We start from the raw sequence: 25,583 nt of genomic DNA, 5'->3' as shown, positions 1-25,583 counted from the left end.
CACGAATTTATAAACTTTACTTTAAATATCTGAGTGCTACCCAATTATTTCGTTCAATTTTTTTGTTAAAAGTCAAATTGTACTTAGAAACTTCTTCGTTAATTACCGGAATATCTTCCTCATAAAAACCACTTAGCAACAAAACTCCATTTTCATTCAAACACTCAGTATAGGTTGCCATATCTGCTAATAAAATATTACGATTGATATTAGCTATAATCACATCATAGTTTCTTCCTTTTAACAAGGCAGCGTCTCCTTCATAAACTGAAATATGGTGACAATTATTGCGCTCGGCGTTTTCTAATGAGTTTTCATAACACCAAGAATCAATATCGATAGCATCAATAGGTTGTGCTCCTTTCATTTCAGCAAAAATTGCTAAGATTCCTGTTCCACATCCCATATCCAACACTTTCTTTCCGTCAAGATCAAGATCTAACAAGTGTTGTACCATCATATGCGTAGTCTCATGATGCCCGGTACCAAAACTCATTTTGGGCTCAATGATGATATCGTATTTTAAATTTGGATCTTCATGGAAGGGAGCGCGAATGCTCACCATGTCATCTACCTGAATAGGATTGAAATTCTTTTCCCATTCTGCATTCCAATTGGTCTGAGCTACTTCTTTCTGATCATACTTTATATCGAAATCTTCAGAATCTAAGATTCCTATTCCTTCTAAAATAGCATCATTCCAATCTTGCTTTTGAATGTATGCCGTTACCCCGTTCTCGTTCTCAACAAAACTTTCAAAGCCTGCAAATCCCAATTCTGCAATCAGAATTTCTGTTGCCGGTTCTTTAGGGCTTACTTCAAAAGTATATTCAATATAAATCGCATCCATTACGATAAATTTTCTTTAGTTCTTAATTCATTAATAAACTCTGTTCCACAGCTTAATTTCTTTGCCAAAGGAGATCTGGATTTTACAACTCTCCAGAATGGCGTGATCTTATCCAGAACTGCTCCTTGCTGATGTTTCTCTAAAGCTACTTCAGCTACTACTCTTAAAAAAATGCTTGTGGTTACAGGACAGGTCATTTCCGCATCATACTCTGCTGCCAGATCTTTTCTCATAGTTTGCACATCTACCTCTACTCCTTTTGGAATATGATTGATATATGCATCAATGATCTTAGGTGTAGCAATGAACATTTTAGTGCCCTCAGGCATGTCTGCAAACCTCTTCTCTATGATTTTAACCTGATGCGGCTTGTCTGAATCGAATTTTTCCTGCCATGTTTTTTTGGCCATTAAATAGCTTTTATAATTGCTGTAAAATCTTGTGCCTTTAAAGAAGCTCCTCCAATCAATCCTCCATCTACATCTTCTTTAGAAAAGATCTCTTCTGCATTGTTAGGTTTTACACTTCCTCCGTAAAGTATAGAAACATTGCTTGCAACCTCTGCTCCATACTGATCTGTGATTAAACTTCTGATAAACGCATGCATTTCCTGTGCTTGTTCCGGACTTGCTGTTTCTCCTGTTCCAATAGCCCATACCGGTTCGTAAGCCAATACAATCTTTTCCCAAGACGAAGCTGGCAAATTGAATAACACGTTCTTAAGTTGACTCTCTACAACATTAAAATGATTGTCTGATTTTCTATCTTCTAACAACTCTCCAAAGCAGAAAATAACTTCCAATTCATTTTCCAATGCTGCAGTTACTTTTTCTGTTAAGGTAGCATCGTTCTCTCCAAAATATGTTCTTCTTTCTGAGTGTCCTAAAATAACTGTTTGCAATCCTATGGATGTTAACATATCGGCAGAAATCTCTCCCGTATAAGCACCATTCTTGGCTTGGTGCATGTTTTGTGCTGCAACTTCAATAGATGAACCTGCCGCATTATTTTGTGCCAACGCTAAGTTTACAAATGTAGGTGCTATAATAATTCTCGTTTCTGTTTCTAATCCAGATACGGCTGTTTTTAAATCGTTGATCAATTGCTGTGTTTGTTCAGCATTATTATTCATCTTCCAGTTTCCTGCAACAATATTTTTCCTCATAATAAAGTTTGATTTTATAGGGCTAAAGTACTTATTTTTTTAAGGCTTCTAATATCTTTTTATCTGTAATTTTTGTAGCCTTGAACAAGGCAATTCTTCCCGATTCATCTACCACAACATAACGAGGAATCCACCATAGATTCAGAAATTCTCCTAAGGCTCCCTTTTTGCCTTCTTTCATAAAATAATGGTCTCCTTTTATTTGAAACCTATCAACTCCTCTTTTCCAGCTTTTAGATGTTCTGTCTAAAGACAGGAAAACATATTGCACATTCTGATTTTCGGATTGTAATTTTTTCAAGTTTGGCAACCCTATAATACAGTCTTTACACCAAGATGCCCAAACATCGATCAATATTTTTTCTCCTCTGTACTTTTCTAAGATGTCTTTAAAAAGAACTTCTTCATTGTTCCTGTTTAGAAGTATTTCTCCCAATGCTTTTTCTGAAAACTCTGTGGGAGCTTTACTACAGCTCCATAAAAAAAGTAAGCTTACAATGACAAGTAGTTTTCTCATTTTTCTATTGTAATCTGATTCGGGGATCTAACCAACTGTAAATAATATCCACCAACATGTTTATGATGATAAACATGGTTGCAATAACCAATACGCTTCCCATAATTACCGGTAGGTCAAGAGTATTTAATGAGTTCACGATCTCCTTACCCAATCCGTTCCAGTTAAAGATATACTCTACAAATACAGCTCCTGCCAACATAGAGGCAAACCAACCTGATATTGCGGTTACCACGGGGTTCAATGAGTTTTTTAGCGCATGTCTTCTGATAACCCGATACATATTCAGTCCTTTTGCTTTGGCAGTTCTTACATAATCTAAGCTTAAAACTTCCAGTAACGAATTTCGCATCAACTGAATCACAACAGCCAAAGGGCGTATTCCCAGAACAATTGCGGGCAATAATAAATTCTTCCACTGAATATAGGTTCCTTCTCCAAAATCATCTACCACATACAAACTTCCGGTCATTTCTAAACCGGTTATTTCATGAAGCACAAATCCAAAGATCCAGGCAAAGAGAATTGCAGAAAAGAAAGAAGGAATGCTCATTCCTAATGTACTTATGACTGCAATAATCCTATCAAACCACGAATCTTTAAAAATGGCTGATAATACACCAAAAATAATTCCCAAGATCATGGCTATTACAATAGCAAAAACAGCTAAAATTGCTGTGTTAGGTAAAGTTTCTGAGATAACTTCCGACACCTTTTTACCATTCTTCTGAAAAGATTCTCTCAAGTAGGGATATTTTACGACTACTTCTGTGTTTCCTACAGAAAACAGAGATTGGTAAGTATACTTATCATCATCTAAAAAAGTATAGTCATTTGCTTCCTTTGAGTGAAAAGAAACAGGAGATAAATCATTCAGATAATAAAAGTACTGTCGTGTTTTCGATTGGTCGAAGCCATACTTCTTACGGATGTTGGCCAATTGTTCTGAATCTTCGCGTTGATCCAGCATCATTCTGGCAGGATCTCCTGGTAAAATATTGAAGAGCAGAAAGATGACCGTTACGACACCAAAGAGTGTTAGAATTCCATAAAAAAACTTATTGGCTATATATCGAATCATGAAGTATCGCTATATAACAAAGATAACAGAAAGTCTTAAAAATATGTACCTTTGCTCAACTTTTAAATCAACACATGACCACAGCAGAAATCTTCGCTCAAATTCAAAAAAAGAAATCATTTTTATGTATCGGTTTAGATGTAGACCTTGCAAAGATCCCCGCTTTTTTATTAGAAAAGGAAGACCCGATCTTTGAGTTCAACAAAGCAATTATTGATGCAACACATCACCTGTGTGTAGCTTATAAACCTAATACTGCTTTTTATGAAGCTTATGGAATTAAAGGTTGGAAAGCATTAAAGAAAACAATTTGTTATTTGAACGAGAAACATCCGGATATCTTTACAATTGCTGATGCAAAAAGAGGAGATATTGGAAACACCTCTACAATGTATGCCAAAGCTTTCTTTGAAGATCTTTCTTTTGACAGTGTTACTGTGGCTCCTTATATGGGAAAAGATTCTGTTGAACCTTTTTTAGCTTTTGAAAACAAGCATACCATCTTACTAGCTTTAACTTCTAATCAGGGAGCTTTTGATTTCCAAACTCAGAAAGTAAATGAACAAGAATTGTACAAACAAGTGCTAGAGACTTCTAAAACTTGGAACAATTCAGAAAACTTGATGTATGTGGTAGGTGCAACAAAAGCAGAGTTTTTAGCTGATATTCGTCAGATTATTCCTGATGCTTTTTTATTAGTTCCCGGAGTTGGAGCTCAAGGAGGAAACTTACAGGATGTTTGCAAATACGGTATGAATAAGCAAGTAGGTTTGTTGATCAACTCTTCTCGAGGAATCATATATGTTTCTAACGGAGAAGATTTTGCGGAAGCTGCAGCTAAAAAAGCTTCTGAATTGCAAGAACAAATGGCAGAGATTTTATCCTAATAAAAAAGAAAAGCTGGACAATAGCCCAGCTTTTCAAAGCATTTAATACAATTTTACAGCCAGTTTCTCATAAAGCACTTAATACAATTCTACAAAATTGGCACCAACAACCTTTCAATTCTAGAAACTTTAGGTGTTGAAAAATGAGAAATACTGGCTTTCTACAATTATACTTCGGCTAAGTAATTACATTTAGAGATTCTTTTAGACACTCCCTATAATATTTACCTTTTTCCGTTAAATAGTTACCTGTTTTTCCCAAAATATAGGCCAAAGCATTTAGAGCTTCTTCTAATTTACGTGTCCATTTTATACTCTCTTAAAAGAGGCAAGGATAACTAACCACGATAATTGTAATACTGTATTAATAAAGATTGGATATCAAGAATAGAAGATTAAAATGAAAACGGTTAATTATTAACTAGGAGCTTTATATAAAGGAAGTATTTGCTGAGCCTCTTTCGAAAAAAGGCTGGGATTGCTATTTTTTTATAAGACTTTTAATTTGAAGACAAAGCTTAATGAAAAAAATATTGTTTGCAATCCCTAGCCATACCATTAACAAATAATCATTCAAATAAAGCTCTATTCAGAATATTTTTAGGCAGTGCCTATCATATTTAACTTTTCTGACAACTTGTTACTTTTTTTCCTCCTTGTCATTGATCATTTTCAAAAACACAGTTGGAGTCATATTCATCTCTGCTTTAAAGGCTCTGTTAAACGTTACCTTATTATTAAAGCCCACATCAAAAGCAATATTCATCATCTTGTGCTCTTTGTATTTAGATTCCTTTAGTATCTCTACGACTTCTCCAATTCTATACTTGTTTACGAATTGAAAGAAGTTCACTTCAAAGTGCTCGTTAATTACCTGTGAAACATTGTGCCTACTTGTGCTTAGCTTATTGGAAACATCTTCAAGGGTTAGATTTCCATCTCTATAAATCTTATCTACTGTAAATAATTTTTGAAGCTGCTTTTTCAGTTCTTCTGAGTAATCCTCAGTCAATCCTGATTTTCTATATTTTTTAAATGTTCTTTCTTCAAAAAGTGATCTCTTGTTCAAGATTTCCGGTTTCATGTAAGAAATATAGGATATGTATAAAACCATAAAACATTGGGGTACTAACAAAAAATATATGGGAGCTTCTCCCAATATTTCTAAGAACACCAAAACTCCATAAATTAAAAAGCATATCGTATATATTAATTGTACAGCTAGTAGGTTTCTATGCCAAAAAACTATTGACTGCTCTGTTTTTTTCACTTTCCCTTTCTTTTGATCATAAATAAAGTAGGCCAATAGAATATAAACTACTAAAGAGATTCCGCCAATGAAGAGTAATGATAGGTGATCAGAAAAAAAGAATACACAATTCAGTGAAAAAAGAAACGGAATAGTGTGCAAAACATCTTGACGTTTTACATCCTGTATATAGAAAGTTTTTCTAAAATAAAAATACAACATGGGGCCTTTCAATAGAGTCATCATAAATACTATGGATAAGTAAATTGCCCTATCTCTAGTAGGGTTCAACACATAGAAGCTTAAAAGAAAAACACATAATGAATACAAGACGATAAAAGCACCTATAATAAGGCTGCTAAATGAATCTCTTTTCTTTCTTGTATTCATAACAAAAGAGAAAAAAAGCCCTATTGCTCCTATAGAAGCCAGAAGTAAAGCATACATTCTTAGTTTGATATTACTAGGATTGTACATTTTGTCTTTGGAAAGCCTCTTAGAAAGTTTTACTTCTTCAAAACTTTTATTTGTAGTAGAAAGAGCTTCTACATTTTTCGTATCAACAAAGATTTTCTGATTTTCTTTTTTTTGATTTTTGAAGCCTAATATTCCAAAAGAACAACTTACGATAAGCAGGCTTACAAGCACTTTAATTTTCATGCAATTGATTTAACATTAAATAATCTTTGTTAGACTACCAAAAATCAAAATCGGATAGTCAAACAAAACTTCTTAAACTCTGCTAATGCCTTTTCGTAGATCTTTTGAGGAAAGATCAACTATTAAAAACCTGCGTAAAAATATTCTGACATACACATCAGAACATATTTCATTCATGAGCTTTTAAGTGAAAAACAGCATTAGATTATTTACGTTAGTTAAATCAATAAATCTTAAAGAAGTAGTTTTTTCACAGCTATTTATAAGAAAAGTAGCATAGAGATTATCTTAAAATCTCCATGCCACTAATCATATTCAACACAAAATAATTCATTTATGAGGTAAAAACCTTAAAAAAAATCATTTTTTTAAGTCACTACGATAAATTAATTCGCAGTTAACGTTACATCTACTGTAAAATCAGTTGTAAATAATCCTTGAGTTAGCGTATAAGTAAACACATCTCCACAAGAATCATAAGATCCTGATCCTCCAGTTGCATAACCAGCGCCTCCTAGAACATCAATCGTTAGATCGCTATTAATTACTATGGTTGCCGGATACACAAATTGTCCATTAAAGCCTGCATTTCCTGTAGCCCATCCTACAAAATCTGGCCCCCAAGCCGAGTCGATTGTGTAACGATCTGTAGTTCCGGGTACAGGAGTTAACATAGCAGTATATGAAGGAGCATCATCATTAAATGCTCTTACAGTAGCTGTATATGAAGATCCTGGGGTAGGTAAGCAATCGTCATCTACAACGGTAACTACTACTGAATTAAATCGTAATCCTTCTCCTCCTACACCAACTCCTACATCTGTATTAGATAACGAGATAGTTACCTCTGCATCTCCGTTCACCAAATTATCGTTTACAGGAACTAGTTCTATATTGGCAGAAAACTCTCCTGCCGGTATTTCAACTGTTCCGTTTTGCGTAATTGCATATCTATCTGGCGATTGAGAAGTTACCGTAAAACTAACTGATTGTCCACTTGTGTTTTCAGATGCTGCTAAAAGCACCGGAATTGTAATGGTATTAGATTCTGATACGGAAACTGCCTCACTGTCAAATTGAATCCATTTCGAGTTTTGATAAGATGGGGTATCAATTTCTGCGTCACTTTCACACCCTAGAAATGTAAATGAAACTAACGCTATCAAATAAAGTAATCTTAGTTTTTTCATGACTTTTAGTTTTAGTTAGAATATCCTGGAGCTTGCGTTACATTTGGATTTGTATCGGTTTCTGCAACAGGAACCGGGAACAACCAAAAGTGAGAATTTGAAGGAATTGTTAATGTACAGCTTGTACAGCTTTCTTCCTGAACTCTAACCATATCTACTTCCCATCTCTTCAAGTCATGCCAGTAGTGACCTTCAAAAGCCAACTCTTTTCTTCTCTCATCTCTGATGGCTTGTCTTAAAGTAGCTCCAGAAAGTGATACTGATCCTAATCCTCTAGCGGCTCTCAACGTATTTAAATCACTCAAAGCGCTTCCTTCATTTCCACTTTCATAATAAGCTTCCATTCTGTTAAGGATCACCTCAGCATATCTGAAAGGCATGATCTCTACTACACCAGATTGGTTGATAGCAGGATTATCCGGGAACTTTGTTACCGTATTTCTAACTTGTCCGTCTGCACTAGATTGCATTGGTGTGTAATAAACAGGCTCTCTGTAATCTCCTGCTTCATATAAATCCAATACTTCTTGTGTAACAATATAGTCTTGCCTGATTGTATTTACCGGGAATAGGTACGTCCATGAGAAAGAGTTAGCTCCATCTACCGGAGTAACTGCAATCTTCCAGATCAATTCATTTCCTGCAGAATTTCTCCAGAAATTATTAAAGTCTCCAGCATTGGTAATCAATGAAACTCCACCTACATTATTCGCAGCATTGATTGCTTCTGTGTAATTCTCGGTGTATAAGTATACTCTTGAAAGCAATGCGTAAGCCATATTTCTATTTACACGTGATTTATCGCTTTCGTCACCATCCATCAATCCAATTGCTGTGTTTAAATCACTTATAATTAGATTTAAAACATCTTGTACAGAACTTCTTGGTTGTGGGTCTGTGCTAGGTATAATCTGTGGTGTAGGGATTGGCACTCCAAATTCAGAACCTGGATTGTTCATTCTTTCTCCATAGATTCTTAACAAATCAAAATATGCTAAGGCACGAAGTGCGTGAGCTTCTCCTGTAATTTGATCTTTTCTACCAATATCTGGGTCATTTGGATCATCATAATCCGGCATAGCTACAATAATTGGGTTTACGTTTCCAATAATAGAATACACACGATTCCATACATCATCTACATCTTGTGTAGCCGAGTTAAAATCATATCTATACATGAAAGCATAAATACCATTATTGATACTTGTAATGGAAGCATTTCCTGTCATTATATCTCCTAATGCCGTTAATGTTCCGGTGTAGTATAGCCCACTTCTAAATCTGCTGTAAGCTCCTAATAAAGTAGCTTCTGCATTTGCCACATTGGATACCGCCAACTCTAAATCAACCTCGTCCGATGGTGCAGTATCTAACACATCCTCACTACATGACTGAAAAACAAGAAGCCATGCTAATGTGATCATTTTTACGAAATATAATATCTTATTATTCTTCATTTTCCTGTTTTTATAGTTTAACATTTAATCCTAGTAAGAATACTCTAGCTAATGGATAGCTAAATCCATCAAATCTTTGATTCAATTCCGGATCTAAACCACGATACTTAGTGAACGTAAGTAGGTTTTGACCTTGGATATACATTCTTAATCCTCCTAAACCGATCTTCTTAGAAACATCACTTGGTAAGTTATAAGACAGAGTTAATGTCTTTAATCTCATAAATGAAGCGTTCTCTAACAATCTGGTATCAAACTGAGATCCTTGACCTGCTCTAGGAACATTGGTAATATCTCCTGGTTGTTGCCAGATATTTAACATCTCTACACTTTGGTTGAATCCTGAGAAGTTTGTATTCTCAGTAAAGAATCTTGAGTTGTTAGATACATATTTATCGTATTGGTACGAGAATCTCGCATCCAATTCAAAGGCTTTGTACTTGAAGTAAGTAAAGAACCCTCCGTTTATTGGTGCATATTGACTCTTACCACTAAGGATTACTGAATTGTTGTCTACATCGTATACATTGGTAATGTTTCCGTTTGCATCATAATACAAAGCATCTCCATTGGCTGGGTTCACTCCTGCAAATCTTACTAAATACCATGTTCCAAAAGCTTCTCCGTCTCCAAACCAAGCGCTTCCTAAGTTAGGATCTGAAATTCCAGTTACTCCATTTCGGTTGTTCACTTTGTTCTTGTTGTAAGAGAAGTTTCCTCCTAATTGGAATAAGAAATTATCTGTTCTTACTACATCTCCTGTCAATTGGATTTCAATACCTGTGTTCGTTACTTCGTAATCAGTTGTATTTGTATTGATTACTCCTCCTGTTCCTCCGGTAATTGTTGTACTTGGAGCAATAGGTTCTTGGAACGCTAATTCTGTTGTTGCTTTGTGATATCCTTCTATGGTTCCTTTCAACCTTCTGTCAAACATCTCGAAGTCAACTCCTAAGTTATATCCTGCTACTTTCTCCCAGCTTACACTTGGGTCGTTGAAGGTAAAAGGACTGATCAATCCGGTGTTTCCGTTATATTGTGTTGTAGAAAGTGTGTTTAAACCTGCATACAATCCAGAACTTTGGTTGTTTCCTGTTAAACCGTAAGAAGCTCTCACTTTTGCATAATCTAACCACTTAGCATCTTCCATAAAATCTTCTTTAGATAATATCCAAGAAGCTCCTAAACTATAGAACCAATCAAATCTGTTGTTCACGTTAAAGTCACTATCTGCCGAATACGATAAAGAACCAGTTAAGAAGTACTTTCCTTTTAAGTTGTAATCCGTATTAAAGAAGTAGTTGATAAATGTAGCATTGTCTTCCAATCCTGTAGCATCTACTACGTTTGCATTTCCATCAATTACATCTAAATCAGGGAATAAGAAGTTTTGTACATCAACTCCTAATGTTCTGTTTCTGAATCTTTCAAAAGACATCCCTAAAAGGAAATCTAACTTGTTGTCATCGTTAATTCTCCAGTTGTAATCGATCTGATTGTTGATGTTGATCGTGTAGGTTCTTGTATTGTTAAATAACAACTGACCATTGTCTTGTTGGTCTCCTAAATTAGTTCCTGGTCTGAAGAAACGTTTTCTGTCAAACTCTCTAAAGTCGATACCTGCATTGGATTTTACTGATAAATTATCAGTGATCTTCGCAGTACCAAAGATGTTTCCAACAAACTTGGTTTGCTCTCTTACATCTGAATTGATTCTTGTTTGCTCTAAGGCATTGAATCCGAATACTTGGTTTCCGTTGATTGTTCCGTCTGGATTGAAAGCTTCTGCATCCGGTCTGTTCAAGAACGCTTGTGTTACCGGGCTATTGGTATTTACTCCAAAATCATCAGCCACATCTTCTTGTGTAAATCCAAGTGAAAGGTTGGTTCCTATATTTAACCAACTCTTTACATCTCCAGATAAGTTTACTCTCAAGTTTGCTCTTTCTAAATCTGATCTTTCCAATGTTCCTTGTTGATTCAAATAAGATCCAGATACGTAATAATTAATTTTATCGGATGCTCCGGAAAAACTTAATTGGTGTCTTTGAGTTAATGAATTTCTAAAGAATACATCTCTCCAATTCGTAGATCTGTTTGCAACTTCATCTAATTGCGCTTGTGTGAATGTTCCAGGAGACAGAATGTTTCTAAACTGTCTGTACTGAAGTGCATTCATCATTTCGATATTCGGATCGGTCAATGTTGAAACTCCTGTAGAAAAATCATACTCGATAACTCCTTCACCTTTTTTTCCTTTTTTCGAAGTGATCAAGATCACCCCGTTTGCTCCTCGTGCTCCATATAAAGCAGTAGAAGAAGGATCTTTTAAGATATCAACGCTTTCAAAATCTGTAGCGTTTAATGCTCTAAAGTCTCCTCCTGTAATTCTCACTCCATCCAAAATATAAATAGGTTCTGACCCTCCTGTAGGGCTATTGATACCCCTGATATAAACTTCAGATCTTGCTCCCGGGTTTCCGTTGGTTGAAGTTGCGTTCAATCCTAAAGAATTTCCTTGAAACAATTGATCTAAAGAAGCCACAGGGACTCTTTCCAGAATTTGCTTGTCAATTTTAGTGGTTGCTCCCGTAACAGCTTCTTTCTTTTGCTTTCTAAAAGCTACTACGATTTCCTGAAGTAAAGTTTGTTCTTCTACCATTTTCACGTCTATCCGCGTTTGGTTTCCAATCACCCTTTCTTCTGTCTTGTATCCCAGATAACTGAATACTAATGTTTGCCCTGTAGACGCCTGAATGGTATAGTTCCCGTCAAAATCTGTTTCGGCACCTATAGTAGTACCTTTAATAATAACGGTGACCCCAGTCAAAGGTCCAGTTGCATCTGTAACATTACCTGAGATAGCTTTCTTCTGAGCATATGTTATTGTTCCCAGAAAAAGCATGATACATAAGATAATTTTTACTCTCATAAACTGCATTTTTAGTTAAACTTTTTGAATTAAGGTTAATGTGTAGTTGAGAGAAAGCTGGCATTAATCAATATGAAATCTTAAGTGATGAAGTCAAAGTTTAATGGAATTAAGAAGTAAATATCTATAATGCCAGACTAACTAATTCAAATACTCATCGAAGTACGTGGATTTAGCTGCTAGCGTAGGTAAACCCTATAAAGATTACCTCATCCGATAAAGATTTACTTGCTTTTTACTTATACGGTGAGCTCTAATTGCACACGTTGTATATATTCGGTAGGAGTCATGTTGGTTTCTGCCTTAAAAGCTTTGTTAAAAGTTACCTTATTATTAAAACCAACATCGTAAGCTACATCAATAATGTGTAAGTTTCTGTTGTGATCGTTCTTTAAGATCATCTTAGCTTCTTCAATTCTGTATTTATTGATCAAATGGAAGAAGTTCATGTCAAAATGTTCATTAATAACCTGAGAAATATTATGCCGGGTAGTATCTAGTTGTTCTGCCAAGATATCTAAACTGATATCATTTTGCTTAAACACTTTTTCTTCATGCAAAAGTGCCAATAAGTTCGCTTTTAATTCTTCTGAAAAATTATTGGTCAACCCGGACTTCTGATATTTTATTTGTTCGTCAACTTCTACGAATATAAATTTCTTGCTAAATACTTTAGGTTGTACATACACTACGTATGACATATATAAAATGGTTGAAGCCGTTAAAATGATTTGCGGAAATTGATATGCTTTTAATTCTACTCCACTTAATTTAAGTATAATCGGTACTACAAATATGATGGTATAGGCAAAATAGATTCTCATCATATTTCGTTTCCACTTTATGATCTGATCATGTAATTTTATTTTCTTCTTGCTATTTCTTCTATACACTTTGTAAATAAGGAATGCATATAACGATAATGAAATAGCCTTTGCAATAAGACTAATTGCATATATAATACTGGTAGTATATCTTACATCTCTACCATTAAACATTAAATCAATTTTTTCTCGATGTGTAATAAAACAAAGAGAAATAAAATAGATGGCTGGAATCAAAGGAGGAATCAAGTGTACAATGTCTACCCATTTGAATCGATATCTTTCAGAGATTCTTTTAAAATAGAAATACAATAATGGCCCAATAAATAATGCTGTACCGGCTGTTATAAAGAATAAATCAGGAAACTTGAACTTATTGTTAGATAATATGATAGATGATTGTAAAATAACCATTGCATGTAGCATTATAAAAATGCTTATTAACAAATTCCCAACAGCATCTCCTTTTTTTCTAAGGTTTAGCACAACAGACAAGAAGATTCCTATGAGGCCACAGGCAAATAAAAGTATCACCCAAAAGTTAAGTTTCGGCAAGTATTTATGTGTTAAAGCCTGGAATTCAACAGAAGATTTAATATTGTCAAAAGCAGAATCGTAAAGAATATCAATATCTAAAACTTCTTTAATATAAAGCTCGGTATACGTTGCAGATTTTTCTACAACTTCTAGGTGTGCATAACCCAATGCTAACTTTTTCAGGTCATCTTCAGAGAAATCTCCTCCTTTTTCTTCAATTCTTTGTAAATCTTCTAACAAACTTTGCTCGGAAAGACCCTCGTGCTTGATTAAATACAAGTTGTATAATCTTTCTTTACTTTTAGTATAGGTTGATATAGAATCACCGGAGGTAAAAGCAAAAACCTTAGAGCACAACAGCACACATAAGAACAGTATAATATTCTTTGACTTCATACAATATATTACTTCGTGAAAGTTAGCGTGCTTGGTACTATAAAAGTATGTAAAACTTTACTTAAAAAAATGTTAACTAGTAATCCCCGATAATAATTTACTCCTAATTAACCCCTGGTTTTTTCTTAAATTCCTAGAAATGAACGTTCAAAAATTATATAAAAAAATCGAAAAAATTTTATCTTTTTACATCTGGGTAAATCCAATTCATACACTTCATAGAATTTCAAAAAAAGAATAGTATAACCATGAATAGAATGGCTACTATAAAAACAGCCTAAAAGTTGTTTAACTCCACAAAAAAGGAAAAGGTTATTAAGTGATAAAACTCTTATAAAAGAAACAGGTTCCCTTATTTGTTTCTTCTATTATGAAACTTCTAATTCCATGTACTGAAGATAGTCCGTTGGAGTCATATTGGTTTCCGCCTTAAAAGCCTTATTGAAAGTCACCTTATTATTAAAACCAACATCATAAGCCACGTCAATGATATTCAGGTTTCTATTATGATCGTTCTTTAAGATCTCTTTTGCCTCTTCAATTCTATATTTATTGATCAAATGGAAGAAGTTCATATCAAAATGCTCATTGATCACCTGAGAAATATTATGTCGGGTTGTTCCTAACTGATCTGCCAGAATATCCAGACTTATATTGTTTTGTTTGAATACTTTCTTTTCATCCAAAAGCAGTAACAAATTCGTTTTTAACTCTTCCGAAAAACTATGAGTCAATCCTGACTTCTGATACTTTAAGATATCGATCTCCTTAAACAAGGTTTTTTTGCTGAAAACTTTGGGTTGTACATAGGCAACATACCCTACATATAAAATAATAAAGGACATCAAAAACACTTGCGGGTAAATAGAGATGTTCATGTCAAACACCTTGATACGTGCAATACCAAAAATGAAATATGAAAACACATACACAAAATTCAACACCATAATATTACGCTGCCATTTTAAGACTTGCGTATCGGTCTTCTGCTTCTTCTTTCTAATTTTTGCATAAATTCTGTATACTAAAAATGCATATACTGATAGAGAGATAAATTTTGCTATTGTGATTACAATAACAGCCAAGAACGAATCGTCTTCTCTGTTAAACATCATGTGCAATTTATCTTGCCCCGGCAATAAATAAATAGGGAGTAGGTATAAAAATATGATTGCAGAAGGAATCAAATGCAAAAGGTCGATAGTTCTGAACTTATACTTTTCGGAGATCCTTTTAAAGTAGAAATACAGCAAAGGCCCATAAAAGAAAGAAAAGGAGGTAGAAATATATAAGACTCCGGGGGTATTAAAATTATTCCTGGACATAAAGAAGCATCCATGTATTATAAATAAGGAGTGAAATAGCACAAAAGAGCTTATTAATAGATTACCAACGGTGTCTCCTTTTTGCCTAAGGTTTAAAACCACTGATAAAAAAATTCCCAAAAGACCACAAGAAAAAAGAAAGATCACCCAAATATTTATTCTTGGTATGTATTTATCTTCTAAAGCAGCAAATTCTTTAGAGGATCTGATATTATCGAAAGCAGAGTCGTAAAGAATATTAACATCTAATACTTCTTTAATATATAGCTTGGTATACTTTACAGATTTATCGACAAGTTCTAAATAGGCATAACCTATTGCCAGCTTTTTTAACTCATCTGCAGTTAAATCAGCCTTGTTTTCTATTTTTTGTAAGTCTTGTGATAGGTTTTGTACTAAAAGCCCCTCATGCTTGATTATATTTAAGTTATACAATCTATCTTTGCTTTTACTATAAGTTGATAAAGAATCAACCGAGTTGAAAGCAAAAACCTTTGAGCACAACAGCACACATAAGAACAGTATAATATTCTTTGACTTCATACAATAATATTACTTCGTGAAAGTTAGCGTGCTTGGTGATTTAAAGATAACTAAATTTTTACTTAAAAAAATGTTAACTAGTAATTCCCGATAATAATTTACCCCTAATTAACCCTTGGTTTTCCCTTAAGTTCCTAGAAATGAATACTCATAAATTATCGAATAAAAAACGAAAAAAAATCATCTCTTTAGTGCCTTCTCAAACAGAATTACTCTATGATCTGGGACTGGAAGAAAACATTGTTGGAATTACTAAGTTTTGTGTGCACCCTTTTCATGCAAAACAGACCAAAAAGATCGTTGGAGGAACTAAAAATATCAAGCTGGAAAAGATCAAAGAATTGCAACCGGACATCATTTTATGCAACAAAGAAGAAAACACAAAAGAGATCGTTGAAGCTTGTGAGAAGATTTGTGAAACTCACGTTTCAGAAATTTACACTCTAGAGGATTCAATCGATTTGATTCAAGAATACGGAACTCTTTTCAATAAAAGAATAGAAGCCAACGCAATTGCTCAGAAGATTCAGTTTAAAATGAATGATTTTCAAAAATTCATTCAAGAAAAGCCTAAATTAAAAGTTGCCTACTTTATTTGGAGAAATCCATGGATGGTTGCTGCCAACAATACATTTATCGATTATCTGCTTGAGATAAACAACTATGAAAACATCTACGCTAATAAAGAACGTTATCCTGAAGTTGAGTTAAAAAAGATCCGAATGGAAGGCGATCCTGATCTGGTATTTCTCTCTTCTGAACCTTATCCTTTTAAAGAAGAGCATGCTTTTGAAGTGGGTAGATGTACACATCATGCAAAAACAGTTTTTGTAGACGGCGAAATGTTTAGCTGGTATGGAAGTCGTTTGCTAAAAGCATTCGATTATTTCAAGCAATTGAGAACTAGACTTGAATGAAACCTACTTCTATTTTTTTACTATTTCGAATGTTTTAGTTCCGTACTTGCTTTCAACTCGCACAATATAGATTCCCGATTTGTAATTTGACAGATCGCTAGTTTCCAATTCTTTTGTTACAGGAAATGATGTTAGTTTTTGACCTAACAAAGAATAGATAGATACTTTTGATCCTATCAATTCATCAGAAAGTTTCAATTTTAATTCATCTTCAACCGGATTTGGGAATAAAACGATTGCATCTAACTTAGTGATTGTTTCTTCATCTACAGACAATGCACTTTCCTGATATACTCTAACATAGTCGATTTCCATAGAACTTTCTACAAAACCGGCATCAATATTTGGCAATATCGCTATGTTAAAAAGTAGATACTGCGGTGCATCAAAAGGCCAAGTATTGGCATCTTTTACAGATGGATTATAAGTATAATGTTCAACACCATCTACACTAAACACCATTTTCTCATCTGTCCATTCCAAAGCATATATATGAAATGCTGTAGAGGCTGTAGAAACTGTTTGTCCTCCTTTATTTACTGTTGCTCCATGACTAGAAGGTGTGTGTAATGCACTTTGCACATAATTCTGATTATCTCCCCAGTGCTCCATGATATCAATCTCTCCGCAAGCAGGCCAGGAAGTGGTTCCGTGGGTTGGCTCCCAATACCCTCCCGGTTCTGTAATATTTTGTCCTAGCATCCACAAAGCAGGCCAAGTCCCTATTCCTGTTGGTAGTTTTGCTCTTATCTCTATTCTACCGTAAGTAAATGCTATTTTAGAGTTTAATCTTGCTGAAGTGTATTCTTTTGTTTGCCCTTGATCTGTAAATGATTCTTTTTTGGCAACAATATACAAGATACCATTGTCTACATAAGAATTGTCCAATCTGTTTGTATAATGCTGTATCTCTCCGTTATACCAACTGGTTCCGTTTGGTAATTGTGTTTGATGAAACCATTTACTAGCATCAATTGCACCATCCACATCAAACTCATCTGACCAAATTAAATCATCAAATACTGGATCACTTCCATTACCAACAGTTCCATCGTATAAGAAATCATCTACATAGGCCGTCACATGGTCATTGTTGTTTTCTCCATTCACTTGAATCAATACTCTATTAAAGTCGGTTCTTGTTGTTGGTGCCGGAGAGTTCGGATCTAAGTTGACATAGGAATCATTTTCGAAATCAAATGTTACTGTTTGCCATTGATCTAGTTGTATCGTTTTGATGATCTCACTTTGCGTTACCCAAGGTTGTGTCAAAGTTCCATCTTGAAGCTTTAAAGAAACCTGATTGGTTTGAGCTCCTGTCAAAGAACTAGACGAAACATATATTTTGAATGAAAATGTATGATTAACAGACAAGTCAAAATTATCGGAAACATCAAATCTTACATTAGCATACTGTCCTCCTGTATCTGTATATTCTAAAACTGTAGATGAGTTATTATCTGCATTTTGAAACGGATTTGTAAAGCTTGTATTTACACCACAATTATCGCCAAACCATGAAGAAATAGTTCCCAACCCCTCAAAATCATCCTCAACAGTTTGTTGTGAAAAACCCGAAATAGAAGATATTAAAATGAATAGTAGTACTAGTTTTCTCATATATAAATTTGTCTGTTATCTTGTAAGTACAAGATAGAAACATATTTATCTATATGAGAAAAAACAACCTATACAAAAACCAAACAATAGGGGTAAAAGCTGTTAATCTTGCAATGCAAAAACTGCTCTTAGCAATTTTGTGTTACGCAATCCTACTTTTTCTCTGATTCCTTTTTCTTCTACCGCAATCATGGTAAAAACTCCAGACAAAGCTTGATTGGTTACATAATCCGTTAAGTTAGGATTCACTTTTTTCACAAAAGGAATTTTGTTATATCTATTGATGATATCTTCCCAAATCTTATCGGCTTTTACTTTTGAGAATGATTTTTTAATGACCGGATTGAACTTCAAATACAAAGCATTGGAGGTTTCATTCTCTAAATAGTTGGTTGCTGCATCAATATCTCCTAATAAAATTTCTTTGGCATCATTAAAAGAAATACCTCTTACTGCATCAACAAAAATAGGTGTAGCTGTTTTTACAGCATCTTCTGCTGCTCTATTTAAAACTTTTAACCCTTCATCTGCAATAGAACTCAACCCAATTTTTCGTAAGCCTTTGTCTACAACTTGTAATTCTTCTGGAAGTAAGATTTTCACCAACTCATTTCTATAAAATCCATCTTTTGCTGTCAATTTAGAAACCTGATGACTAATTCCATTGTTTAACGCTTCTCTTAATCCTTGCCCAATTTGTTCTTCGGTCAATAACTCATTTCCCGGTAACTGGCTAACAACTTTTTGTAATTCTGCGCATCCAGCAAATTGCACAGCAATAAAGAGTATAAAAATTCTTTTGATCATTTTCTTTGTTTAGGAATTTAGACACAGCTTTGTGCCCAAAGTCACATTATCTTATAAAACTATTGGTTTTCTTGTCGTATCCATACGGGCAGTGTTTACAACCACTCTGGCAGCAATGCCCTCTTTTTAAATGATACTTTTCTGTAAAGACCTTGTACCCTTGCTCATTCAGGTAATAATCTTCTTCGGTAAGCTCTATACGTTTATTGTACATGGGGCAAAAATACCATTTAATATTCATAAAAAAAGCGCTCATCTAAGTGAGCGCTTTTGCTTTTATCTTTTATTGTCCCGGAGGGTACTCTGCTAATATCTCTTTTACGAATTGTTTGATCCTTTCTTCTTTTTTCTCAGGACTCTTCATTCGCAATGCTCCAGAACCAATTCCTTGCCATACCAACTCGTTATTATTCTTATCTATAATATCGATAAACAGCGTTCCTTCTGTGTATTGGTTGACATTGATATTGTTGTATCCGTAAAACCAAGGATTGTATCCCCAGCCCCAACCCCAGCCCCATCCAAAGCCGGCATTGTTATTACGGACGTTAATTCGTTCTCTTGATTTTGTAAAGATACTTACCAAGACATCCGGTTTGCCGGATTTGGTATATCCTTTGGCTAACAACTCGGCTTCTATAGCACGCATGATTCTTTTCTTATCCAGATCAGAAACAGAAGCTTTATCAATTCCTTTCTTGTAAAAAGCAAAGGTTTTGTATTGATTAAAACTGGCTTTGGTGTCATAATCTGAAGTAACTTTCAAACTACTACAAGAAGTGAGGGTTACAAGTATGGCTAGTGGTAACAATCTTAACAACTTCATGGTCAATTAGTTTTAAGGGTTATTAAATAGTGATTCATCCACTTTGTTTGGAAGTGTAACTTTTAATTCCTTTTCATGCTCCATAGCTCGCTTGATTGCAAAAATGGCTTCGTCATTTCTTGCCCAACTTCTTCTCGCTATTCCGTTGTTAACATCCCAAAAAAGCATTGATTTCAGCCTCTTTGAAGCTGCTTTAGTACCATCAAGAAGCATGCCAAATCCTCCATTGATCACTTCTCCCCAGCCTACTCCACCTCCGTTGTGAATAGACACCCAGGTAGCTCCTCTAAAACTGTCTCCAATTACATTATGAATGGCCATATCTGCAGTAAAACGAGAGCCATCATAAATATTAGAGGTTTCTCTATATGGAGAGTCTGTTCCGGATACATCATGATGATCTCTTCCTAAAACTACAGGTCCTATTTCTCCTCTTTTGATAGCTTTGTTAAATGCTTTGGCTATTTTGATTCTTCCTTCTGCATCTGCATACAAGATTCTTGCCTGCGATCCTACAACCAATTTATTCTCTTGTGCACCTTTGATCCACTGAATATTATCAGCCATTTGTTGCTGAATCTCTTCTGGTGAATTCTGACGAATCTCTTCTAAAATGCTACACGCGATCTCATCTGTTTTCGCTAAATCTTCCGGATTCCCCGATGTACATACCCAACGGAAAGGTCCAAATCCATAATCGAAACACATAGGTCCCATAATATCTTGCACATAGCTTGGATAACGGAAATCAATTCCGTTTTCTGCCATCACATCAGCTCCTGCTCTACTTGCTTCTAGTAAAAAGGCGTTTCCATAATCGAAGAAGTAGGTTCCTTTGGCTGTATGATTGTTTACCGCTTTGGCATGGCGTCGTAACGATTCTTGTACTTTCTCTTTGAATAAATCAGGATTTTCTGCCATCATTTGATTAGCATCTTCAAACGAAGTTCCAACCGGATAGTATCCTCCGGCCCATGGATTGTGCAAGGATGTTTGATCAGATCCTAGATCGATAAAGATATCTTCTTCATCAAACTTCTCCCAAACCTCTACTACATTTCCTAAATACGCTAATGAGATGGTTTCTTTGTCTTCTTTTGCTTTTCTCACTCTAGAAACTAATGCATCCAAATCAGTAATCTTTTCATCGATCCACCCTTGATCTAAACGAACTTGTGTGATTTTTGGATTCACCTCTGCACAAACCGTAATACATCCGGCAATATTTCCTGCTTTTGGTTGTGCTCCACTCATACCGCCCAGTCCGGCAGTTACAAATAGGTTTCCATTTGGTGATTTTTTGATCTTTCTAAATCCATTCAATACCGTAATGGTAGTTCCGTGTACGATTCCTTGCGGGCCTATGTACATATAACTTCCCGCAGTCATTTGTCCGTATTGAGTAACTCCTAACGCATTGAATTTTTCCCAGTCATCCGGTTGAGAATAGTTAGGAATCATCATTCCGTTCGTTACAACTACTCTTGGAGCATTCTTATTGGAAGGAAACAATCCCATCGGGTGACCTGAGTACATTACTAAGGTTTGCTTGTCTGTCATTTCAGACAAATACTTCATGGTAAGAAGGTATTGTGCCCAGTTTTGAAAGACAGCCCCGTTTCCTCCATAAGTAATCAATTCATGTGGGTGCTGCGCAACTGCATAATCCAAATTATTTTGAATCATCAGCATAATAGACTTTGCTTGAGATGATTTTCCCGGGTATTCTTCAATAGGGCGTGCGTACATCTTATAATCCGGACGAAAACGGTACATATAAATTCTTCCGTATTTCTCTAATTCTTCTGCAAATTCAGGCAACAATTCCGCATGATGCTTTGCATCAAAATAGCGCAATGCATTTTTTAATGCCAGTTGTTTTTCTGCTTCTGATAAGATCTCTTTTCTTTTTGGAGCGTGGTTGATGTTTTCATCATATGCTCTCTTTGGTGGTAATATAGATGGAATTCCTTGTTGTATGGTTTCTTTAAATGTCATTTTTTATACTTTATTCATCCTCTTGTAAGTTTTTGAGGATCAGATTAAAACTTTACGTAAACTTCCGATAAAAAACAACAAACACTAAGGATAGCGGATATCGGCTCTGTGATATTGAGCTGTAATCCTTTTCTTATATTTTAATAATGTAAAATCCACTTGAATAATCTTCTACAAAGATATCTTTTTTCAAAATTATAACATTTTTATCGTTTCAAAAAAATCAGCTATTTTTTGAAAATTCCGTAAATTGCAGCCCTTAAATCATAGATTTTTTACGAATGGAACAAATAGCTCCTTATAAGCCAAAACATAAAGTCAGAATTGTAACTGCAGCATCTCTGTTTGATGGACACGATGCAGCCATTAATATTATGCGTAGAATTATTCAATCTACCGGTGTAGAAGTAATTCATTTAGGGCATGATAGAAGCGTTGAAGAAGTAGTGAATTGTGCCATACAAGAAGATGCCAATGCTATTGCCATGACTTCTTATCAAGGTGGGCACAATGAGTACTTTAAGTACATGTACGACTTATTAAAAGAAAAAGGAGCCAGTCATATCAAGATCTTTGGTGGCGGTGGTGGAGTTATCTTACCGGAAGAGATCAAAGAATTGATGGATTACGGAATTACTCGTATCTATTCTCCTGATGATGGAAGAGAACTAGGATTGCAAGGAATGATCAATGACTTGGTTCAACGATCAGATTTTGCTATTGGTGATGAATTGAACGGAGAGATTAACAATCTTGACAAGAAAGAAATAGGAAGTATTGCCAGAGTTATTTCATCGGCAGAAAACTTTCCTGAAGTTGCTAAAGATACCATGGACATCATCCATGAGAAAAATAAAAAATCTACCACTCCTGTTTTAGGTATTACAGGAACAGGAGGTGCCGGAAAATCGAGTTTGGTTGATGAATTGGTAAGAAGATTCTTAATCGATTTCCCGGAAAAAACTATTGGGTTGATCTCTGTAGATCCATCTAAAAGAAAAACAGGTGGTGCCTTGTTGGGAGATCGTATTCGTATGAACGCCATTAACAACTCTAGAGTATATATGCGTTCGTTGGCAACTCGTCAATCTAACTTGGCGTTATCTAAGTATGTAAATGAAGCTGTAGAAGTATTAAAAGCTGCTGAGTTTGATTTGATCATCTTAGAAACTTCAGGTATTGGGCAATCTGATACTGAAATTATTGAGCATTCTGATACCTCTTTATATGTAATGACTCCTGAGTTTGGTGCTGCTACTCAATTGGAAAAGATCGATATGTTAGATTTTGCTGATTTGGTAGCCATCAATAAGTTCGATAAACGTGGAGCTTTGGATGCATTACGTGATGTGAAAAAGCAATACATGCGTAACAACAATTTGTGGGATACGCCTCAAGATGAATTGCCTGTATTTGGAACCATTGCTTCTCAGTTCAATGATCCGGGGATGAATTCTCTTTACAAAGCGATCATGGATAAGTTGGTTGAAAAAACCGGAGCTGATCTACAATCATCTTTTGAGATTACCAAAGAGATGTCTGAAAAGATATTTGTCATTCCTCCTGCAAGAACGCGTTACTTATCTGAAATAGCAGAAAACAACAGAGCCTATGATAAAAGAGTTGATGAGCAAGTTGCTATAGCTCAAAAGCTTTACGGAATCTTTAAAACTATCTGCTCTGTAGCTAATGTCACGTCGAGCGAAGTCGAGACGTCTTTTTTAGATAAAAACGGAATCAACGATGAAGAGATTCTTCGACAAGCTCAGAATGACACTGATCAACAATTCTTATCGCTTTTAATCAAAGAGTTTGATCGTGTTAAAATGAACTTAGATCCTTACAACTGGGAGATCATCTTAAACTGGAGTGAGAAAGTAGAAAAGTATAAAAATCCTATCTATTCTTTTAAAGTAAGAGATAAGGAGATCAAAATAGAAACACACACAAAATCATTATCTCATACAGATATCCCAAAAGTAGCATTGCCTAAGTACCAAGCTTGGGGAGATTTGTTGAAATGGAATCTACAAGAAAATGTTCCCGGTGAATTCCCATATGCATCCGGATTGTATCCGTTTAAAAGAACCGGAGAAGATCCTACCAGAATGTTTGCGGGTGAAGGTGGACCAGAGCGTACCAACAGACGTTTTCACTATGTAAGTTTAGGAATGCCGGCAAAACGTTTGTCTACTGCATTTGATTCTGTAACATTATACGGAAACGATCCAGGACACAGGCCAGATATTTACGGAAAGATTGGAAATGCCGGAGTATCTATTTGTTGTTTAGATGATGCTAAGAAATTGTATTCCGGTTTTGACCTGAGTCATGCAATGACTTCTGTGAGTATGACCATTAACGGACCAGCACCAATGTTGTTAGGATTCTTTATGAATGCTGCCATCGATCAGAATTGTGAGAAATACATCAAGGAACATAAGCTAGAAAAGAAGGTTGAAGCTAAACTGAAGGAGATTTATGACGATAAAGGATTAGAAAGGCCTTCATATCAGGGAGATTTGCCGGAAGGAAATGACGGATTAGGATTGATGTTGTTAGGTCTTACCGGAGATCAAGTATTACCTGCAGATGTTTATGCTAAGATCAAAGCAGAAACCTTAGCTCAGGTAAGAGGAACGGTACAAGCAGATATCTTAAAAGAAGATCAAGCACAAAACACTTGTATTTTCTCTACTGAATTTGCATTGCGATTAATGGGAGATGTACAAGAGTATTTTATAGAGAAACAAGTACGTAATTTCTACTCTGTTTCTATTTCCGGATATCATATTGCTGAAGCCGGAGCCAACCCTATCACACAGCTAGCGTTGACGTTGGCAAATGGATTTACTTATGTAGAGTACTACTTATCGAGAGGAATGGACATCAATAAGTTTGGACCAAACTTATCTTTCTTCTTCTCAAATGGTATTGATCCTGAATATGCTGTAATCGGACGTGTTGCTCGTAAGATTTGGGCAAAAGCGTTGAAACACAAATACGGTGCAAACCCGAGAGCTCAAATGTTAAAATATCATATTCAAACTTCCGGACGTTCTTTACACGCTCAGGAGATTGATTTTAATGATATTAGAACTACACTTCAAGCATTATATGCGATCTACGATAACTGTAACTCATTACATACCAATGCGTATGATGAGGCTATTACCACTCCTACAGAAGAGTCTGTAAGACGTGCAATGGCTATTCAGTTGATCATCAACAAAGAATTAGGATTGGCTAAGAATGAGAACCCAATTCAAGGTTCATTCATTATTGAAGAATTAACAGACTTGGTAGAGGAAGCTGTACTAACTGAGTTTGATAGAATTACTGAGCGTGGTGGAGTTTTAGGTGCAATGGAAACAATGTACCAAAGATCTAAGATCCAAGAAGAAAGCTTGTACTATGAAACGTTGAAACATACAGGAGAGTTTCCAATTATTGGGGTAAATACCTTCTTGAGTTCTAAAGGTTCTCCAACGGTAATTCCTGCGGAAGTAATTCGTGCAACGGAAGAAGAGAAACAATTCCAGATCAAAACAAAAGAGAACTTAAACGAAGCAAACAAAGAAAAGGTTGCAGAGCAATTAGCAATCATTCAGGAAGCTGCAATTCAGAACGAGAATATTTTCGAAAAACTGATGGAAGCTTCAAAAGTTTGTTCTTTAGGTCAGATCACTTCTGCTTTGTTTGAAGTAGGTGGTCAGTACAGAAGAAATATGTAAGCAGGTTCTTGGTTTTATTTTACAAAACTATAGAAATTGCTTATCCTGAGTTTATCAAAGGATCATTT

The 25,583-nt window shown here is 35.2% G+C and carries 19 protein-coding genes; 3 read left to right on the top strand and 16 right to left on the bottom strand.

What is annotated here, in order from left to right:
- Positions 1–16: 16 nt before the first annotated feature.
- Genes prmA through ACFSRZ_RS16405 form a run of 5 tightly spaced genes read right to left on the bottom strand, consistent with a single transcriptional unit; the run spans position 17 to position 3,613 of the window.
- Entirely contained in the window at positions 17–850 is an 834-nt protein-coding gene (gene prmA, locus ACFSRZ_RS16425; RefSeq protein WP_379667666.1) for a 50S ribosomal protein L11 methyltransferase, read from the bottom strand.
- Positions 850–1,260, bottom strand: a complete 411-nt coding sequence (locus ACFSRZ_RS16420) for a hypothetical protein (RefSeq protein WP_379667665.1) — start codon at positions 1,258–1,260, stop codon at positions 850–852. The genes prmA and ACFSRZ_RS16420 overlap by 1 nt, the downstream gene beginning before the upstream one ends.
- Positions 1,260–2,015, bottom strand: coding sequence for a triose-phosphate isomerase (tpiA, locus tag ACFSRZ_RS16415; protein ID WP_379667664.1), 756 nt, complete (start codon positions 2,013–2,015; stop codon positions 1,260–1,262). Before tpiA ends, ACFSRZ_RS16420 begins: the two co-directional genes overlap by 1 nt.
- 31 nt (positions 2,016–2,046) lie before the next feature.
- A complete protein-coding gene (locus tag ACFSRZ_RS16410; protein WP_379667663.1) occupies positions 2,047–2,532 on the bottom strand; it encodes a TlpA family protein disulfide reductase in 486 nt (161 codons plus the stop codon).
- Between the two features lie 4 nt (positions 2,533–2,536).
- Positions 2,537–3,613: an ABC transporter permease gene (locus tag ACFSRZ_RS16405; RefSeq protein WP_379667662.1), complete on the bottom strand. Its 1,077-nt coding sequence runs from the start codon at positions 3,611–3,613 to the stop codon at positions 2,537–2,539.
- Between the two features lie 74 nt (positions 3,614–3,687).
- Here ACFSRZ_RS16405 and pyrF point away from each other — a divergent pair, with 74 nt between their 5' ends.
- Positions 3,688–4,500 (top strand): orotidine-5'-phosphate decarboxylase, encoded by an 813-nt coding sequence (pyrF, locus tag ACFSRZ_RS16400; RefSeq protein WP_379667661.1) that lies wholly within the window; start codon positions 3,688–3,690, stop codon positions 4,498–4,500.
- A gap of 640 nt (positions 4,501–5,140) precedes the next feature.
- Here pyrF and ACFSRZ_RS16395 read toward each other — a convergent pair.
- The 6 genes from ACFSRZ_RS16395 to ACFSRZ_RS16370 form a co-directional block, all read right to left on the bottom strand.
- Entirely contained in the window at positions 5,141–6,409 is a 1,269-nt protein-coding gene (locus ACFSRZ_RS16395; protein WP_379667660.1) for a helix-turn-helix domain-containing protein, read from the bottom strand.
- Between the two features lie 386 nt (positions 6,410–6,795).
- Positions 6,796–7,599: a hypothetical protein gene (locus ACFSRZ_RS16390; protein WP_379667659.1), complete on the bottom strand. Its 804-nt coding sequence runs from the start codon at positions 7,597–7,599 to the stop codon at positions 6,796–6,798.
- Between the two features lie 11 nt (positions 7,600–7,610).
- A complete protein-coding gene (locus ACFSRZ_RS16385) occupies positions 7,611–9,056 on the bottom strand; it encodes a RagB/SusD family nutrient uptake outer membrane protein (protein ID WP_379667658.1) in 1,446 nt (481 codons plus the stop codon).
- Positions 9,057–9,066: 10 nt separating this feature from the next.
- Complete coding sequence (locus tag ACFSRZ_RS16380; RefSeq protein ID WP_379667657.1) at positions 9,067–11,988, bottom strand: SusC/RagA family TonB-linked outer membrane protein; 2,922 nt, start codon at positions 11,986–11,988, stop codon at positions 9,067–9,069.
- A 239-nt stretch (positions 11,989–12,227) separates the two neighbouring features.
- Positions 12,228–13,745: a helix-turn-helix domain-containing protein gene (locus tag ACFSRZ_RS16375; RefSeq protein WP_379667656.1), complete on the bottom strand. Its 1,518-nt coding sequence runs from the start codon at positions 13,743–13,745 to the stop codon at positions 12,228–12,230.
- Positions 13,746–14,113: 368 nt separating this feature from the next.
- Positions 14,114–15,613 carry a helix-turn-helix domain-containing protein gene (locus tag ACFSRZ_RS16370; RefSeq protein WP_379667655.1) on the bottom strand — a complete coding sequence of 500 codons (1,500 nt, stop codon included), beginning with the start codon at positions 15,611–15,613 and terminating at the stop codon, positions 14,114–14,116.
- A gap of 140 nt (positions 15,614–15,753) precedes the next feature.
- Here ACFSRZ_RS16370 and ACFSRZ_RS16365 point away from each other — a divergent pair, with 140 nt between their 5' ends.
- On the top strand, positions 15,754–16,530 hold the full coding sequence (locus tag ACFSRZ_RS16365; protein WP_379667654.1) for an ABC transporter substrate-binding protein: 777 nt from the start codon (positions 15,754–15,756) through the stop codon (positions 16,528–16,530).
- A gap of 9 nt (positions 16,531–16,539) precedes the next feature.
- Here ACFSRZ_RS16365 and ACFSRZ_RS16360 read toward each other — a convergent pair whose 3' ends face one another.
- The 5 genes from ACFSRZ_RS16360 to ACFSRZ_RS16340 all read right to left on the bottom strand — a co-directional run bounded on the left by ACFSRZ_RS16360 (position 16,540) and on the right by ACFSRZ_RS16340 (position 21,781).
- Positions 16,540–18,150 carry a family 16 glycosylhydrolase gene (locus ACFSRZ_RS16360; RefSeq protein ID WP_379667653.1) on the bottom strand — a complete coding sequence of 537 codons (1,611 nt, stop codon included), beginning with the start codon at positions 18,148–18,150 and terminating at the stop codon, positions 16,540–16,542.
- Positions 18,151–18,252: 102 nt separating this feature from the next.
- Positions 18,253–18,957 (bottom strand): DUF4197 domain-containing protein, encoded by a 705-nt coding sequence (locus ACFSRZ_RS16355; RefSeq protein ID WP_379667652.1) that lies wholly within the window; start codon positions 18,955–18,957, stop codon positions 18,253–18,255.
- Positions 18,958–19,003: 46 nt separating this feature from the next.
- A complete protein-coding gene (locus ACFSRZ_RS16350; RefSeq protein WP_379667651.1) occupies positions 19,004–19,171 on the bottom strand; it encodes a DUF5522 domain-containing protein in 168 nt (55 codons plus the stop codon).
- A gap of 69 nt (positions 19,172–19,240) precedes the next feature.
- Entirely contained in the window at positions 19,241–19,783 is a 543-nt protein-coding gene (locus ACFSRZ_RS16345; protein ID WP_379667650.1) for a DUF4136 domain-containing protein, read from the bottom strand.
- 12 nt (positions 19,784–19,795) lie between these two features.
- On the bottom strand, positions 19,796–21,781 hold the full coding sequence (locus tag ACFSRZ_RS16340) for a urocanate hydratase (protein WP_379667649.1): 1,986 nt from the start codon (positions 21,779–21,781) through the stop codon (positions 19,796–19,798).
- Between the two features lie 281 nt (positions 21,782–22,062).
- On the opposite strand from ACFSRZ_RS16340, the gene ACFSRZ_RS16335 reads away from it, so the two are divergent.
- Entirely contained in the window at positions 22,063–25,515 is a 3,453-nt protein-coding gene (locus ACFSRZ_RS16335) for a methylmalonyl-CoA mutase family protein (RefSeq protein ID WP_379667648.1), read from the top strand.
- Positions 25,516–25,583: the final 68 nt, after the last annotated feature.

The organism is Pseudotenacibaculum haliotis, from assembly GCF_042684245.1.
GTDB lineage: Bacteria > Bacteroidota > Bacteroidia > Flavobacteriales > Flavobacteriaceae > Polaribacter > Polaribacter haliotis_A.
This window is presented reverse-complemented; position numbering and strand designations above follow the sequence as displayed.